The sequence below is a fragment of the Phormidium sp. FACHB-592 genome, assembly GCF_014695795.1.
Taxonomy (GTDB): domain Bacteria; phylum Cyanobacteriota; class Cyanobacteriia; order Leptolyngbyales; family Leptolyngbyaceae; genus Stenomitos.
This window is the reverse complement of the sequence record NZ_JACJOZ010000054.1, coordinates 1-18,624: the sequence shown is the minus strand read 5'-3', so window position 1 is coordinate 18,624 and position 18,624 is coordinate 1. Positions and strand designations below refer to the sequence as shown.

General features: G+C 51.2%; 5 protein-coding genes. 4 read left to right on the top strand and 1 reads right to left on the bottom strand.

Annotated elements, in window-relative coordinates:
• The first annotated feature begins 42 nt into the window (after nucleotides 1-42).
• Together H6F86_RS14895 and H6F86_RS14890 are read left to right on the top strand one after the other, a co-directional pair.
• On the top strand, nucleotides 43-8,742 hold the full coding sequence (locus H6F86_RS14895; RefSeq protein ID WP_190449400.1) for a non-ribosomal peptide synthetase: 8,700 nt from the start codon (nucleotides 43-45) through the stop codon (nucleotides 8,740-8,742).
• Between the two features lie 80 nt (nucleotides 8,743-8,822).
• Nucleotides 8,823-13,610: a non-ribosomal peptide synthetase gene (locus H6F86_RS14890; RefSeq protein WP_190449399.1), complete on the top strand. Its 4,788-nt coding sequence runs from the start codon at nucleotides 8,823-8,825 to the stop codon at nucleotides 13,608-13,610.
• Nucleotides 13,611-14,059: 449 nt separating this feature from the next.
• On the opposite strand, the gene H6F86_RS14885 is transcribed toward H6F86_RS14890, so the two are convergent.
• Nucleotides 14,060-15,433, bottom strand: a complete 1,374-nt coding sequence (locus tag H6F86_RS14885) for a cytochrome P450 (RefSeq protein ID WP_190449398.1) — start codon at nucleotides 15,431-15,433, stop codon at nucleotides 14,060-14,062.
• Nucleotides 15,434-15,724: 291 nt separating this feature from the next.
• On the opposite strand from H6F86_RS14885, the gene H6F86_RS14880 reads away from it, so the two are divergent.
• A complete protein-coding gene (locus H6F86_RS14880) occupies nucleotides 15,725-16,030 on the top strand; it encodes a transposase family protein (protein ID WP_190449397.1) in 306 nt (101 codons plus the stop codon).
• 320 nt (nucleotides 16,031-16,350) lie between these two features.
• A partial coding sequence (locus H6F86_RS14875; protein ID WP_190449396.1) for a PAS domain S-box protein occupies nucleotides 16,351-18,624 on the top strand: 2,274 nt, incomplete at its 3' end.

Below are 18,624 nucleotides of genomic sequence, written 5' to 3'. Positions count from 1 at the left end.
CGGTGGCTTAATTTATCGACCTGTTCTAATCATAAAAACTGCATGACCAGTAACATCAGGGAAGCATTGATTCACAGCCTGTTTGAAGCCCAAGTACAGCGATCGCCCTCCGCAATTGCAGTTACATGCGAACAAGGGCAGCTAACGTATCAAGCGTTAAACGCCCGCGCTAATCAGCTTGCTCGGCATCTTCAAACGCTGGGGGTTGGTCCTGATGTGCTGGTAGGTTTGTGTGTCGATCGCTCTCTGGAAATGCTGGTGGGCATCCTTGCCATTCTTAAAGCGGGTGGCGCTTACGTGCCGCTAGACCCGGCATATCCTAAAGAGCGGCTTGCCTGGATGTTGGAAGATTCTCAAGTATCCGTGCTGCTGGCTCAAACGGGAACGCTGTCATCGTTGCCTGATCATCACCTTCATGTGCTTTGCCTTGATGCCGATTGGGAGACGATCGCTCACTATGACGTGGAGAATTTAGCATCACAAGCAACGGCAGCAAATCTGGCATACATCATCTATACATCAGGTTCAACGGGAAAACCCAAAGGGGTGATGATTGAGCATCGATCACTGGTGAACTACACGCAAGCCGTGATTGATGCTTATGAAATGACTGATCGAGATCGGGTTCTGCAATTTGCGTCGATTAGCTTTGATGCCAGTGCCGAAGAAATCTACCCATGTCTCTGCATTGGGGCAACTCTGGTGCTGCGATCTGAGTTCATGTTGGCATCGGTTTCCACCTTTCTACAAGCCTGTGAAACCTGGAAGCTGTCAGTCCTCAGTTTGCCAACCGCTTACTGGCATGAAGTCACGGCTCGCTTAGACGATCGGCTAACCATGCCTGCGAATCTCCGCCTTGTCATTATTGGTGGAGAGAAGGCGTTATCCACACGCTTGGCACTGTGGCAACAACAGGTTGCGAAACGAATTCGTCTGTTAAACACTTATGGTCCAACCGAATCCACTATTATTGCCACGCTGTATGATTTGTCTGAGGTCGCGATTGATCCAACTGCTGAGTTGCCGATTGGGAAAGCGATCGCCAATATTCAAACTTATGTACTTGATCAATATTTACAGTCTGTTCCCCCAGGTGATCCTGGCGAACTCTGCATCGGTGGAGCTGGTCTTGCGCGAGGTTATTTAAATCGTCCTGATTTAACGGCTGAAAAGTTTATTCCCAATCCCTTCTTAAATTGTGGGGGATGTTTCCCCACTCCCCACTCCCCACTCCCCACTCCCATTTTCTACAGAACTGGCGATCTCGTCCGTCAGCTTCCCGATGGCAACTTAGAGTATCTGGGGCGAATTGATGATCAGGTTAAAATTCGAGGCTTTCGGATCGAATTGGGAGAGCTAGAGGCACTGTTAAGACAACATCCTCAGGTAGAAACGGCTGTGGTCATGGCGCGGGAGGATATTCCGGGTGATAAACAGTTAGTGGCATATGTTGTGCCTAAGGCAGGAAGTTGTGAGCCGTTGATGCTTCAGCTTCGCGTTTTTATGCAGGAGAAACTGCCTGCTTATATGGTGCCTGCTGCTTTTGTTCCGTTAGAAACATTGCCGCTGACAGTGAATGGCAAGATCGATCGCCGTGCGTTGCCCGCACCCAATCCCACCACGATTGAATCCACCAAATATATTCCTCCCAATACCACGACTGAAACTCAGTTGGTGAGCATTTGGGCAGAGGTGTTGAAGCTAGAGCGGGTTAGCATTACCGATAACTTCTTTGAACTGGGCGGACATTCTCTGTTGGGAACGCAGGTTGTGTCGCGCATTCGAGATGTCTTTCAGATGGAATTACCGCTGCGACATTTATTCAATGCGCCCACGATCGCTGCACTCGCCGAGCATTTAGACGCTATGGGAATAGAGCGATCGCACGTTAACACCATCCATCCCCTTTCCCGCACCGAAAACCTACCGCTTTCCTTTGCCCAACAGCGATTGTGGTTTCTGGATCAATTGGTGCCGAATAGCGCGTTTTACAATATTCCACAAGCATTACGATTAAATGGATCGCTGAATTTGGCAGCGCTTGAGCAAAGTTTAAGTGAAATTGTTCAGCGTCATGAATCCTTAAGAACAACATTTGTTGCCTCAGAAGGGCAACCGTTTCAGGTCATTGCGCCAACGCTAAGAGTGCCGTTATGCGTGATGGATTTGCGATCGCTGCCGCAACACGAACGGAAAGCCATCGCCCAGAACCACGTCATTGAAGCCGCACAACAACCATTCGATCTGGCTCAAGGAGCGCTGTTTCGTTGTCATCTCTGGCAGGTAGACGAGGCAGAATACATCCTTCTGCTGACGATGCATCACATTATTTCTGATGGATGGTCGATTGGGGTGTTGATTCAAGAGTTGGCAGCACTTTATGAGGCGTATGCGCTCGATCGATCCTCGACCTTACCTAAACTCGCAATTCAATATGCTGATTTTGCCCAGTGGCAGCGGCAGTGGATGCAACATCACGGGTTGGATCAACTTGCCTATTGGAAACAGCAGCTTGCAGGTGCTCCTGCGGTGATGGAATTGCCCACTGACTATCCGCGTCCCTCAGTGCAGACGTTTCGGGGCGGTGTTCAGTCGTTTCTCTTACCTGCTGCGCTTAACCAATCGATCGAGCAGTTGAGTCGGCAGATGGGTGTCACGCCCTTTATGACGCTTCTGGCTGCGTTTCAACTCTTGCTGTATCGCTACACGCGGCAACCGGATGTAGTGGTGGGTTCGCCGATCGCCAATCGTCATCGGGCAGAAGTGGAAGCGCTGATTGGCTTCTTCATCAATACATTAGTGCTGCGGACTGATCTATCGGGCAATCCCACAGTTCTAGACTTGCTGAAGCGAGTGCGGGAAGTTGCATTAGAAGCTTACGCTCATCAAGATTTGCCCTTTGAGCAATTGGTTGACGCACTTCAGCCCGCTAGAAATCTGAGTCATACGCCCTTGTTTCAAGTGATGTTTGTCTTGCAAAACGCACCGACCCCATCACTCGAATTAGCCGACGTAACGCTGCATCCCCTTCAGCTTGAGAATGGGGCACGGTTAGATTTGACGATTGCAGTGGAAAATGCGGAACAGGGATTGGCACAGTTTGATTTAACGTTGTCACTGGAATACACCGAACACGGACTGCTGGGCATTTGGGAGTACAATGCTGAACTGTTTCATGCCGACACGATCGCTCGAATGGCAGACCATTATCAAACCCTGTTGGAAGGAATGGTTGCTTATCCTGAACGCCGCTTGTCGGAATTGCCAATTCTTACTACAACTGAACAGACATTATTGGCAGCATGGAACAAGGCTAACGCTGCTTACACCACAGATTTGTGTATTCATGAGCAATTTGAAGCACAGGTCAAACAGTCTCCACACGCGATTGCTGTGGTGTTCCATCAAACGCAATTGACGTATCAAGAGCTGAACGATCACGCCAATCAGTTAGCACATTACCTCCAGCAGTTGGGCGTTAAACCAGAAAGTCTGGTTGGTTTGTGTGTGGAACGATCGCCTGAGATGATTGTGGGTTTGCTTGGTATCCTCAAAGCGGGCAGAGCGTATGTGCCGCTTGATCCAACTTATCCCGAAGAGCGAATCGCCGCGATGGTGAACGATTCTCAAGTTGAAGTGTTGCTAACCCAGGCAAAGTGGTTGGCGACATTGCCAGAAGCCAACACACCTATTGTTTGCCTTGATCGAGATTGGACAACCATTGCTCAACAACCGTGTGGAAACCTCATTCATCACGTACAACCCAACCATCTTGCTTATGTGATTTACACCTCTGGGTCTACAGGCAAGCCCAAAGGAGTGATGATTGAGCACCGATCGCTCGTTAACTTCACCCAAGCTGCGATCGCAACCTATGAAATAACAGCCCGCGATCGCGTGTTGCAATTTGCTTCCATCAGTTTCGATACGGCGGCTGAAGAGATCTATCCCTGCTTGACGACGGGTGGAACGCTGGTGCTGCGTACCGATGAGATGTTCGGTTCAGTAGCAACCTTTCTCCACCAGTGTCAGGCGTTGAACCTGACTGTGTTGGATCTGCCAACTGCCTACTGGCATCAGCTCACCACGCAGTTGGCATCAGCCCGGCTCAAATTGCCAGAATCTCTGCGGTTGGTCATTATTGGCGGCGAAGCGGCACTTCCGGCACAAGTTACAACCTGGAATGCCTATGTTGGTGATTATCCCAAGCTGATGAATACCTATGGACCAACTGAAACTACGATCGTAGCGACAGCGGCTTCCCTCTCGCATCTTTCCATTACTGACAAAACAACTATTCCCATCGGTCGCCCTTTATCTAATGTTCAAGTCTATGTGTTGGATCAGGACTTGCAACCCGTGCCAATCGGCGTTCCTGGTGAACTTCACATTGGGGGTGCAGGCTTAGCGCGAGGCTATCTCAACCGTCCAGAATTGACTACAGAGAAGTTTATTCCCAATCCATTCTTAGAGCCTGGAAACGCATCTTCCACTCCCCACTCCCCACTCCCCACTCCCCGACTTTACAAAACAGGTGATCTTGTTCGGTTCCGTCCCGATGGCAATCTAGAGTACTTTGGTCGCCTTGATCAGCAGGTAAAAGTGCGTGGCTTTCGGGTGGAGTTGGGTGAAATTGAATCCGCCTTGGGACAACACCCTGACGTGCAAGAAGCGGTTGTCCTTGCCAGTGATGATGCTCAAGGCAATAAGCGACTGGTTGCCTATGTCGTTTCCAATCTTATTCCCGATCGTGTGCCGATGCAGATTCCCTGCCGGGTAGAAAGTGGCGATCGCACCCTGGAGCTATGCACAGAAGACCTCTCTGTAGGAGGGATCTGTTTTGTGGATGCACCTGACGATTGGCAGCACGGACAGCCTGTGCAGCTATGCCTTCAGTTGCCAAGCACCTCAGAACCTATGTTTTTAGAAGGGCTGATTGCCTGGAACCGAGAGCAGCGATTGGGCATTCAATTGAACTTAACTTCAGACCAGCAGGCGTTGCTGCAACAAGCCGTACATCACTTGCTAGAAGCACAAGGCTTTTTAAGAACGCTACAGCGAACGTTAACTGCAAATGTGCGGCAATTTTTGCAGGCAAAGCTGCCGGACTACATGATTCCATCTGCCTATATGTTGGTTATGGCGTTGCCCATGACGCCCAATGGCAAAATCGATCGCAAAGCGCTACCGGCTTTTAACCAAACAACGGCAGCCGAAACAGGCTTTGTAACACCCCGTACAGCCGTTGAAGAAGTGATGGCAGGGATTTGGGCAGAAGTTTTGGGGTTAGAGCAGGTCAGCACTCACGCCAATTTCTTTGAGTTGGGTGGTCACTCGCTGCTGGGCGTGCAGATTATCTCTCGGTTACGCACGATCTTTCAGGTCGATCTGCCCCTACGCAGTTTGTTTGAAACGCCCACGATCGCCAGCCTTACTCAATATCTGGAAACAGAAAGCACGCGCAATGACCAACAAACGGCTCCCCCATTGCTCCCAGTCCAGCGTGATCGATCGCTGCCTCTATCGTTTTCGCAGGAGATGATGTGGGTCCTGGCACAACTCCAGCCTGACGTGCCTTACTACAACCATACGTTTACTCTGCGCTGGTCTGGGTCACTCAATCAGATAGCGCTAGAGCAAGCGCTGCAAGAAATTGTGCGACGACACGAAATTTGGCGCACGACTTATACAAGCGTGGACGGATTACCCATTCAAGTGGTGCAGGCAGCAACAAAATTCACGATGCATCGCATTGATCTACAAGATTTACCAGAGGCAGAGCGAGAGTCAGAAGCCATTCGGCAGGTGACAGAAGAGGTTCAGCGTCCTTTTGATCTCGGCTCAGATTTACTGCTGCGATCGACCCTGGTGCAAGACACCGAAACCGACTATCAGCTTTTCATCACGCTGCATCACATCAGTTACGACGGGCTTTCTCTTTATATCTTTCTACAAGAATTAGACACCCTCTACGCAGCGTTTCATGCTGGCAAACCCTCTCCCCTGCCTGAACTACCGATTCAATATGCAGATTATGCTGTCTGGCAACGACGCTGGTTACAGCCAGACGTTCTGGAACCTCATTTGGCGTACTGGAAACAGCAACTTGCCGATCTGCCCACATTGCAGTTGCCCACCGATTACCCATCACTTGCGAACCCGACCTTTGCTGGAGGCAGCCACAGCCTCGCGTTCTCTAAGGCATTAACTGACAAGCTGAAAGCGCTCTGTCGTAAAGAGAGCGTGACGCTGTTTATTACCTTGCAGGCAGCGTTTCAAACGTTACTCGCTCGTTATACCGGGCAAACCGATATTCCGGTTGGCTTTATTACGGCAGGGCGCGATCGCCCAGAGCTAGAGAACGTGTTGGGCTTCTTTGCCAATTTCCTGGTGTTGCGCTCGGATCTGTCTGGTAACCCCACTTTTCGAGAACTTTTGGTGAGGGTGCGCGAAGTTGCCCTGGCTGCTTACACCCATCAACATGTTCCTTTCCAGAAGCTAGTCGAAGTGGCGCGATCGGATCGACGCTTGGGGCAAAATCCTCTCTATCAAGTGATGTTGCTTCTCGATCCCCCCTTGTCAGATGACACGGCTGGTTGGACAGTGCAGTACCCCAGCCCAGTAGATAATGGCACCGTGACCTGCGATTTGTTGATCACGCTCAGCGAAGGGGCAGACGGGCTGACTGGTCAACTGTCATACAGCACAGAATTGTTTAGCGCCGAGACGATCGCCCGAATGGCCGGACACTTTCAAACCTTGCTAGAAGGCATTGTGACCAACCCGGATGAGACGCTTGCAGCCTTACCGTTGCTCACGATCGACGAACAACAACAGTTACAAACCTGGAACCAAACCCAGGTTGATTATCCGCTCGACATTTGTCTGCATCAGTGGGTCGAAGCCCAGGTCGAACTTACTCCAGACACGATCGCCGTCAGCTTTGAAGGACAACAGCTTACTTACCAGGAATTGAATGAACGGGCAAACCAACTCGCTCACTACCTACAAACTCTCGGTGTGCAACCCGATGTCCTGGTCGGTATCTGTGTCGATCGCTCCCTAGAGATGGTCATCGGACTCCTCGCCATCCTTAAAGCCGGTGGAGCCTATGTCCCCTTCGACCCCAGCTATCCATCCGAGCGACTGGCGTTCATGCTCGACGATGCTCAAGTGCCGCTTTTACTGACGCAAGCGCATCTGGTCGATCGGCTCCCGCCCCATTCCGCTCAAACCCTTTGTCTCGACACCGACTGGCAGCAAATTAATCAAGGCTCCAAGCACAATCCTGAGAGCAACGTGACCGCTGATCATCTCGCCTATGTCATTTACACCTCGGGTTCCACGGGCAAACCCAAAGGAGCGATGAATACCCATCGGGGCATCTGCAACCGCTTGCTGTGGATGCAGGATGAATATCAGTTAGATGGGAATGATCGCGTCCTCCAGAAAACGCCCTTCAGCTTTGATGTCTCGGTGTGGGAATTCTTCTGGACGTTGATAAGTGGTGCGCGTCTAGTCGTGGCTCGACCAGAGGGACACAAAGACCCTGCCTATCTGGTGCAATTGATTGCCGGACAGCAAGTTACCACTCTGCACTTTGTCCCCTCCATGCTGCGAGTCTTCCTCGAAGAACCTGATGTGGCTCGCTGTGGCTCGTTACGCCACGTCATCTGTAGTGGTGAAGCGCTGCCAGTGGACCTCCAAACCCGCTTCTTTGAGCGCTGCCAGGCGCAGTTGCACAACCTGTATGGTCCTACCGAAGCGGCTGTTGATGTCACTTTCTGGCACTGTCAACCCGAAGACCAGCAGCGCTCCGTACCCATCGGCAGACCGATCGCCAACACCGAGATGCACATCTTGGATGCCCAGCTGCAACCGGTGCCCATTGGCATTACGGGTGAACTCTATATCGGTGGCGTTAATGTTGCCAGAGGCTACCTCAACCGTCCTGCACTTACAGCAGAGCGCTTTCTTCCTGATCCCTTCTTCAAACCTGGGAAAAAGCACCCCACTCCCCCCTCCCCACTCCCGACTCCCCACCTCTACAAAACTGGAGATCTTGCCCGCTACCGTCCCGATGGTGCCATTGACTATCTCGGTCGCATTGACCATCAAGTGAAGTTGCGCGGCTTTCGCATTGAACTCGGTGAAATTGAAACCGTCCTCGCACAACATCCAACAGTGCAAACGGCGATCGTCATTGATCGCGAAGCAGCTTTAGGCGACAAACAGCTTGTTGCCTACGTGGTTGCCCTGCCGGGACAGACGATCGTGCCCCACGACTTGCAAGCCTTTCTCCATCAACAACTGCCGGAATACATGGTTCCTACTGCCGTTGTCACGCTGAATGCACTGCCAGTCAACGCGAATGGGAAGCTTGATCGCAAGGCGTTACCAGCACCGGAACAGATGCCATCTGAACATCCGTTTGTTGGACCACAAACGCTGACGGATAAAGCATTAGCGAGCATCTGGCAGGACGTTTTGGGCTTGGAGCAAATCAGCATCCACGACAACTTTCTGGAACTCGGCGGACATTCGCTGCTGGCAACGCAGGTCGTCTCGCGATCGCGCAGCCTCTTTCAGGTCGATGTCTCGCTGCGCCACTTGTTTGAATCTCCGACTATCGCTGCATTTGCCACGGTCATTGAACAGCTTCAAAGCAGTGATTCCCCCGTGCCAACGATCGGCGCAATTTCTCGGAGTACCCGACGAGTCAAACGGTCTTCCTTGCAATAAATGTCTTAGTGGGCATTTAGTGAATGCGCTTGGTGGGCGATCGCAAACAATTAACGTTTTAGGTGGTATGGAGCATGGGCATGGTAGTTGACGTGAACAGCAATTCTCACATTGAAGCTTTGGAAGACGATTCATTGGAAGATGACGTTCTCATCTTTCCGATGTCGTTTGCTCAACAACGATTGTGGTTTTTAGATCAACTGATTCCTGATAGTGCGCTGTACAACTTGCCGCTGGTAGTACGGCTACAGGGAACGCTGGATGTCGCAGCGCTGGAAAAGAGCTTTGACGAGATCGTGCAGCGACACGAAAGCCTGCGAACAACCTTTGCCACAGTCGATGGTGAACCTGTACAAGTCATTGCGCCGATCGTGCCCTGGCAGCTTCCAATGATTGAGTTACAGCACTTGTCGGAGGACGATCGTCAAACAGAAGTACAACGCCTCGCTGCCGCAGATGCACAACAGCCATTCGACCTTAGCACTGGACCGTTGATGCGAACAACTCTGGTGCGCCTGGCTTCCGCCGAGCATGTGCTGTTGCTGACCATGCACCACATTGTTTCTGATCTGTGGTCGTTCAACGTGCTGTTTCAGGAATTGTCTACCCTTTATGCGGCGTTTTCTCAAGGCAAACCCTCACCGCTGCCAGAACTCTCGATTCAATACGCAGACTTTGCTCAATGGCAATGCGACTGGCTTCAGGGAGACGTGCAGAACAAGCTACTCAAGTACTGGACGCAACAGCTTGGCGGCAATTTGCCCATTCTGGAACTGCCGACCGATCGCCCTCGCCCCGCAATTCAAACCTTTCGGGGTGCAACCCATTCCTTCGTGATTGGCGATCGCCCACTCGCTGCCTTAAAAATCGTGGCACAGCGGGAAGGGGCAACCCTGTTTATGACCCTTCTAGCGGCGTTCAAAACATTGCTGTATCGCTATACGGGACAAGACGATATTTTGGTCGGTTCACCCATTGCCAACCGCGATCGGGTTGAAATTGAAAATCTCATCGGCTTCTTTGTGAATACCCTTGTGCTTCGCACCAGTCTTGCGGGTAATCCCAGTTTTCAAACGCTGCTGAAGCGCATCCAGCAAGTCACCTTAAACGCCTATGAGCATCAGAGCTTGCCCTTCGAGCAATTAGTAGAAGCGCTGCATCCACAACGGAGTCTGAGCCAAAATCCGCTGTTTCAGGTAATGTTCGTCTTTCAAAATACGTCGGTTTCAACCCTAACGTCTGATTTGACGCTCAGTTTTGACCCGATTGAAAGCCCTACATCCAAATTTGATTTGACCTTTGCTGTTGAGGAAGACGCCAACACTCTCAACATTGAGATTGAGTACAGCACAGATTTATTTGATGCCGCGACAATCGATCGTATGGCTGGACATTTTCAAACCCTGATTGAAGGGATTATTGCCAATCCCAATCAATTGCTCTCTGAACTGCCCCTGCTCACCCTTGCTGAACAACAACAGTTGCAAACCTGGAACCAAACCCAGGTCGATTATCCTTTGGATCGTTGTCTGCATCAGTGGGTCGAAGCTCAGGTCGAACGCACTCCAGATGCAATCGCCGTTAGCTTTGAAGGACAACACCTCACCTATCAGGCATTGAATCAACGGGCAAACCAACTTGCTCACTACCTACAAACTCTCGGTGTGCAACCCGATGTCCTCGTCGGCATCTGCGTTGATCGCTCCTTGGAGATGGTCATCGGACTCCTCGGCATCCTCAAAGCCGGTGGAGCGTATGTCCCCTTCGACCCCAGCTACCCATCCGAGCGACTGGCGTTCATGCTCGATGATGCTCAAGTGCCGCTTTTACTGACGCAGGCTCATCTAGTCGATCGGCTCCCGCCCCATCAAGCACAGATGCTTTGCCTCGACATCGATTGGCACCAGGTGGCTCAAAGCTTAACTGAGAATCCCGAAAGTGGCGTGACGGCTGACCATCTTGCTTATGTTATCTACACCTCCGGTTCCACGGGCAAACCCAAAGGTGCGATGAACACCCATCGGGGCATCTGCAACCGCTTGCTGTGGATGCAGGCGGAGTATCAGTTAACGGAGGGCGATCGCGTCCTGCAAAAAACGCCCTTCAGCTTTGATGTCTCGGTGTGGGAATTCTTCTGGACGCTGATGAGCGGTGCTTGCTTAGTCGTAGCGCGACCAGAGGGACACAAAGACCCTGCTTATCTCGTGCAGCTCATTGCCGAACAGCAAATCACCACTCTGCACTTTGTCCCTTCCATGCTGCGAGTGTTTCTTGAAGAACCAGCGGTTGAACGCTGTCACACGATGCGGCAAGTGATGTGCAGTGGCGAAGCGCTTCCGTTGGACTTACAAACCCGCTTCTTTGAGCGCTGCCACGCTCAGTTGCACAACCTGTATGGACCCACTGAAGCGGCTGTTGATGTCACTTTCTGGCACTGTCAACCCGAAGACCAGCAGCGCTCCGTACCCATCGGCAGACCGATCGCTAACACTCAGATGCATATCTTGGATGCCCAGCTGCAACTGGTGCCCATTGGCATTACGGGTGAACTCTACATTGGAGGAGTAAACGTGGCTAGAGGTTACCTCAACCGTCCCGCACTCACCGCAGAGCGCTTTCTTCCCGATCCCTTCTTCAAACTTGGGAAAAACCTCCCCACACCCCACACCCCACTCCCTACTCCCCACCTCTACAAAACTGGAGACCTTGCCCGCTACCGTCCCGATGGTGCCATTGACTATCTCGGTCGCATTGACCATCAAGTGAAGTTGCGCGGCTTTCGCATTGAACTCGGTGAAATTGAAGCCGTCCTCGCACAACATCCCGATATTCAAGAAGCGGTTGTTGTCGTTCAAGAATCCTTTGGAACCAAACGTCTGATTGCTTATCTAGTGACCACACTCCTACCCGATCGCATTCCGGTGCAACTGAAGTGTCTGGCAATTGTGAATGAGCTTCCCCCCGTCAGCGTGAACACAACAGATTTATCCTTTGATGGCACCTGTTTGATGGGCATTACGGCAGATGGAAAACCCGGTCACGCGGTTCAGTTACGACTTCAGCTACCCGGAACGACGGAGGAACAACAGTTAGAGGGAACGATCGCGTGGCAGCAAGGCAACCAAGCTGGAATCAAGTTCAATCTCACCCCAGATCAGCAATGCTTACTGCGACACAGTGTTGAATTCCTTTTTGAAGCTCAAGGTTTTCTCAAAACGCTACAGCGCCGTGTGACGCGCAACTTACGAGATTTCTTGAACCAAAAATTACCGGATTATATGGTGCCTGATCGCTTTGTGCTGCTGCAATCGATGCCGCTTAATGCCAACGGTAAAATAGACCGTCGTGCCCTGCCAACACCCGAGTACGATCGCAATGAGGCAGAAGTCGCGCTCGCGCCACCTCAAACCTTGATAGAGCAGCAGTTAGCCGCCCTCTGGAGCAAGCTTCTCGGCATTGAGCAGGTGAGCATTCAGGACAACTTCTTTGAGTCAGGGGGCAACTCCCTGCTAGCTGCTCAGTTGATTGCTGCGATTCGAGAAACCTTTCAGGTGAAGCTGCCTGTGCGGTGTATGTTTGAGCAGCCGACGATCGTAGGGTTAGCTCAACTGATTGAAACTGTCGATCGGGAAGGACTCATATCTATTACACAGACGCTTACCTTGAAGTCTGAAGCCGTCTTGCCTCCTGAGATTTCACCTGGCAGAGCGCAGGCATTTGAGATGGATCAGATCTCGCATCCCAAACACATTTTCCTTACAGGTGCAACAGGTTTTTTAGGCGCGTTTTTGCTAAAAGAGTTACTGCAACAGACTGAAGCTCATATCTATTGTCTCGTTCGGGCTGCTGATAATTCTGAAGGGTTGAGCCGCTTACAAACCACGTTGAAGAAATACCAACTATGGCAGCCAGGATTCAATCATTCCCGCATCATTCCCATTTTAGGAAATCTTGCCCAGCCATTACTTGGTCTTGCGCCTCAAGAGTTTGCTCGATTAGCAGCCCAGATTGATACGATTTATCACAATGGCGCAGATGTCAATTTCTTTAAGTCCTACCAACAGCTCAAAGCAGCGAACGTGTTAGGAACCCAAGAAGTTCTCAGGCTAGCCTGCCAAACTAAAGTTAAGCCAGTTCATCACATTTCTACCATTTCAATTTTTGGCAGTACTTACAGTGACGCAACCATTATTCGAGAAGATGAATCGATCGACGGTCATGAAAGCCATCTCGATCTGGGCTATTCTCAAAGTAAGTGGGTTGCCGAAAAGCTAGTGTGGATGGCTCAATCAAGAGGGTTGCCTGTAACGGTGTTTCGAGCAGGCGCGATCGCAGGATCAAGTCAAACCGCACTCAGCAACAGCAAAGATTTTGAATTCAGTTTCATTCGGGGCTGTATTCAGATGGGAGTGTTCCCTGATTTGGGCACTGAACAACAGTCATTTGTGCCTGTCGATTATGTCAGTCAGGCGATCGTTCATTTGTCCAAACAGCCGCAGTTACTCAAAAAAGCCTTCCATCTGGTACATCCCAGCCCAATTCGTAAAGTAGAGTTTTTTGAGCAAATCCAGGCAGATGGATATCCCCTCAAAAAGCTTCCATATACTCAATGGCGAGAAACCCTTTTGCAGCAAGAACAAACCTCGCAAGACAACGCCCTTATCCCGTTCTTACCTCTGTACAAAGAGGAAAGTGACCAGGATCGCTCTACCTTGTCAATCTCTGATTATAGTGATCCAACGTTTGATTGCCAAAACACCTTAAACGGTTTAGCCAAGACAACTATTAACTGTTTGTCCATCAGCCAGTTGTTAAAGATCTATCTGCCTACCGTAACGACTCAGACAAAATTTGCTGAATCCCAATGAGCCTGGATTACTTGCCATCTGTCGGTCTTGGTCCAGTCCTCGTTTGACTTCAGGGTTGCCTATTCAATCACTTGCTACTTAGTAAAGACAAACTGGAGAAGCCTCAGTTGGCAAGAGGAGTTGCTCTGCTAAGTAGGCATTCACAGATGCACCATTGACATGAAAGGCTAGAAGCGCTTGAGGGGCGATCGCTCAGAAGGTAGCAGCGTTGGGTTGGCAACCAGAACAACTGGAGCAATTCATTCAGGCGTTGTTTGAGCCGCCAGGCAAGGCCTTGGCAAGAGGCGACTGGTCACTCTTGCTGTTTGAGTTGCAAAGCCAGTTGCCAGGTAAGCATTAGCGCCAGTGGTTTAAACAGTTCCACTGGCACATCCAGGCAGAAAGTGACGGTTTTCATGTGTATAAGCAGCAGGAACGCTAGACAGCGGCTCTCATGATTAGCTGAGCCGTTACTGCCCCTCAACCGCTCTGGGCTTGACCTTTGTACGCTTCGTTACCTGGATGAGGATGCCTGCTTGCGGGCGAAGGGTCATAGAGGGCAGCGGTGTCAGTCGTTGATCCGGCAACAGTCTGAACTGGTATTTTTGGGCAAAGGTGGCAAGTAACAAAACCGCTTCCATCAGGGCAAAACTCCGACCAATACAAACGCGGGGTCCTTCGCCAAAGGGAAAGTAGACGCCCTTCGGTAACTGCTTTTCCAGGTCATGCTCCCACCGTTCGGGCTGAAATTGTAGTGGGTTGGTGAAATAACGCGCACTCCGATGCATCACCCAGGGGCTAAAGATGAGAATGTACCGCGCTGGAATGTGATAGCCAGCCAACTCACAGTCTTGAATGGGAGCACGTGCCAGCGAAAAGAGGGGCGGATACAACCGCAGCGCTTCTTTAATAATCTGCTCGGTGTAGCGTAGCTGAGGCAGGTCTGCCAGAGTGGGGGTGCGATCGCCCAACACCACTTGCAACTCGCTAACCAACTTACTTTCAACAGCGGGGTGCTGTGCCAACAACATCCAGGTCCAGGACAACGCATTGGCTGTCGTTTCATGCCCTGCCAGCATCAATGTGGTCAGCTCATCACGCAACTGGCGATCACTCATCCGGTTGCCGTCCTCATCTTGAGCTTGCAGGAGCAGGGACAATAGATCGCCTGGATCGTTGCCACTCTGACGGCGTTCCTGGATCAGCGCAGCAATGGCTTGATCCATCGTCTGGAGTGCTTGCTTGTAGCGACGATTGATGGGCGTCGGCAAGCCCGTGAGGGGCAGAAACGCTTGTTTACGGCGACTAAAAAACCACTCCATCGCCACTTCTAACGTCTGAGCAATGGTTTGTGCAGCTACGCCTGTCATGTCCACATTAAACAAGGTCTTGGTGACAATGTTTAACGTCAACTGCATCATGTCTTGATGCACATCACGCACTTCGCCCTCTTGCCAGGTCTGCACCATGCGTTCAGCGTAGAGCACCATCGTCTCGCCATAGGCAGCGATGCGCTGTTGATGGAACATGGGTTGCATGAGCCGACGCTGACGTGCCCAAAACGCACCTTCGCTGGTGAGCAGTCCCTCGCCCACCAGACTACGCACCGCTTGCCAGGCGGGTGTGCGTTTAGTGAACAGTTCCGGTTGCTTCAGAACTTGCTCAATATGCTCTGCCTGGGTCAGCAGACAGGCGGAAGAGAAGAGAAACCGTAAAGGCACAATTTCCCCATAGTCGGCGGCACAAGCAGTCAAAAAGCTGAGGGGATCTTTGGCAAAGTCAAACGTATTGCCGAAGAACAGTGAGCCTTTCGGGCGAGAGAGTTGGTGTAGACCTTTGCTCATGGCAGTAGGGAAGCTTGAAGTTGTGATTCTTGCACTTTACCGTCACTGTAAGCGAACTGCTTTCCCGCTGCTAGCTGCTCTTGAAAGACTGACTGCTTAGCATAGCAGCAGAAACAAGCCAGCGTAGCAGCTGATCAATGACAGCCGACAGCAAGTCTAGCGAGCGTTGCTGTCCTCTAAGGTCTCCAACTGCTTCTGGAGCAAACCTTAGGCAAGAAGATGGTATTACCAGAGCGCAAGCCGGATAGCATCGAAGCTTTTTTTGAGCGCTTTCTAGAAGTCAAGTGAGTCATGACCGATGAGGCAGAACGACCGATTCAGTGCACGCAAGACCCGCAAGCCCAAAAAGTGAATGACTCAGGGAAGAAGAGACGACATACCCGTAAACATCTCGCCGCTGTCGATGAGAACAAACGAGTCTTGATTTTGAGCCAAGTCTGTAAGGGTAAGTTGCATGATAAACGCTTCTATGATGAAGATGATATTACAGGTAATATCCCGACTGACATTCCAACTGAAGTGGCTTTAGGCTTTCTCGGCTTGCAAAAGGAGTATGACATGCAGAATAAAGTCCCATCCTACGAGCACTATCTGTAGCGGGTATTGAAGGAATTGGTATAACGCTGTTTTTTGCTGTGCTTGCACAGCAAAAAACAGCGCGAACTCAACCCAGAAGCACTTCTAGACGGTGGTTTTAGTTCCTTTGTTACGGAAACGCCAGAGTTTGCTCAATGTAAAGCGGTATACCAATTGATCGCAGGGGAATACTTAGCTTACTATGTCACTTTTGTTGCTTAGGATGGTTGTTTGGGAGACGAGTACAATAGCAGAGCTACATCAATGCAAAGGCGTTCTGCACTAGTTATCGACTCCCGCTGTCATCCTGTGTCGCACGCCTTATACTGAGACTCTGCTATATGTGTTCCCGTACCGTTAACGTGCTTTTAGTTGAGGATGATGAAGAGGACTACCTCATCACCCGCAGTTTGCTCTCTCAAATTAAGCAGGTAACGTTTGCTCTCGATTGGGTAGCCACCTATGAAGCGGCTTTGGAGAGCATTGCCAACCATCAACATGATGTTTATCTAGTGGACTACCGTCTGGGACCGCATGACGGGCTAGAATTCTTGCAAGCCGCTCTAGCAAATGGTTGCAGAGCGCCAATCATTCTCTTGACGGGGCAGTCGAATGAAGACATCGATTTGGCGGCGATGAAGGCAGGCGCGGCAGACTATTTGGTGAAAGGTCAGATTGATGCTTCACTCCTAGAACGATCGATTCGTTATGCGATTGAACGCAACCGCACCTTAGAAGCGTTGCACAAGAGTGAAGCACAACTGGATGGCATTTTAGGATCGCTTAAAGACGTGGTCTGGTCTGCGACTGCGCCTAACTTTGAGATGCTCTATATGAGCACTGCGGTGCATACCCTTTATGGGCGATCGTCCGGTGAATTTGCGGCTAATCCCAACCTCTGGTTTGAAGTGGTGCATCCCGACGATCGCCCTTGGGTCGAGCACGAATCGCAAGCGCTCTTACACAGCGGTTCTAAAGATCTGGAATATCGCATCCTACAGCCTGATGGCACGCTTCGTTGGGTGCGCGATCGCGCTTATCTAGTCTGCGATGCAGGTTGGAAGACAACACGCATCAATGGCATCATCACGGACATCACTGAGAGAAAACAGGCAGAGGTCGCCCTGAAGCAGGCTATGCATAAAAATAGTCAGCTTGCGGCGGCAATCTCTCATATTGGCACAGGTGTGACGCTGAGTGATCCAACATTACCCGACAACCCGGTCATCTTTGTGAACCCTGGCTTTACAGCCATCACGGGTTATACAGCCGAATCAGCTCTGGGAAAAAACTGTCGCTTTCTACAAGGTCCAGAGACAGACCCTAGCACGACCAATAAACTACGACAGGCGATCGCCCAACGCCAGTCCTTTACAGGCACGCTGCTCAACTATCGTCAGGATGGCACTCCGTTTTGGAACGAGTTGACGCTTAACCCAGTCTTTGGTGACGACGGCACGCTGATCAACTTCGTGGGCTTGCAAACGGATGTCACTGCCCGCAAACAGGCTGAAGCAGCCCTCGAGCGCCTGCGTCGCCAGAACGAGTTAGTCTTAAACTCGGCTGGAGAAGGCATTTATGGTCTGGATTTAGAGGGAAAGCTCACCTTTATCAACCCGGTCGCCGCTCAAATGCTGGGTTGGGACGCTGACGCACTGATTGGCAAACTTATCCCTGGTTTTGTGCATTCGTCGCAGCCGAAGGGAACGCTGCACTGGCAACCAGGTTCGATCGATTCAGCCGCTGACCAATGTTTTCTCCATCACGTTAGAGAGGAAGTGTTCTGGCGCAAGGATGGCACCAGCTTTTTGGTGGAATATATCAGCACACCGATTTTAGAGCATGGGGCATTAATTGGAACGGTCGTGACCTTTCAGGACATTACGTATCGGCGACAGGCAGAAGCGGCGCTGCGGGAGAGCGAGGAGCGCTATGCCATTGCGGTGCAAGGTGCCAAAGATGGACTGTGGGATTGGAACTTGAAAACCAATCAGGTATATTTTTCGCCCCGATGGAAGTCAATGTTGGGCTGCGAAGAAGACCAGATCGGCAGTAGTCTAGATGACTGGTTTAACCGGATTCATCCAGAAGATTTTGAGCACGTGCAAGCGGCGTTGCTGGCTCACTTCGCGGCTCAGACGCCTGACTTTGAAAGTGAGCACCGGATGCTGCACCAGGATGATACTTACCGATGGGTACTCTGTCGTGGGTTAGCAGTACACGACGACGATGGTAAAGCAGTGCGCATTGCAGGTTCCTTGACGGATATCACCAGCCGCAAGCGGACCGAAAAGCAACTGCTCCACGATGCACTGCATGATGCACTAACCGATCTGGCAAACCGCGCCCTGTTTATGGATCGATTAGAACGGGCGATCGAACGGGGCAAACGCCATGAGCAGTACTTGTTCGCCGTCCTTTTTCTGGATCTAGATCGCTTCAAGCGCGTGAACGACAGCCTGGGTCACGTGATTGGTAATCAGCTTTTGATTGCGATCGCGCGGCGGCTACAACTCTGTGTGCGGTTAGAAGACACGGTAGCCCGTTTGGGCGGCGACGAGTTTGTTATTTTGCTAGAGGGCATTGAGAGTGCGAGTGATGCGACACGGGTAGCA

What these genes read in the sequence shown, in the direction of transcription:
- H6F86_RS14895 (WP_190449400.1), top strand. Translation starts at nt 43, where the DNA reads ATGACCAGTAACATCAGGGAAGCATTGATTCACAGCCTGTTTGAAGCC.
- H6F86_RS14890 (WP_190449399.1), top strand. Translation starts at nt 8,823, where the DNA reads ATGGTAGTTGACGTGAACAGCAATTCTCACATTGAAGCTTTGGAAGAC.
- H6F86_RS14885 (WP_190449398.1), bottom strand. Translation starts at nt 15,433, where the DNA reads ATGAGCAAAGGTCTACACCAACTCTCTCGCCCGAAAGGCTCACTGTTC.
- H6F86_RS14880 (WP_190449397.1), top strand. Translation starts at nt 15,725, where the DNA reads ATGACCGATGAGGCAGAACGACCGATTCAGTGCACGCAAGACCCGCAA.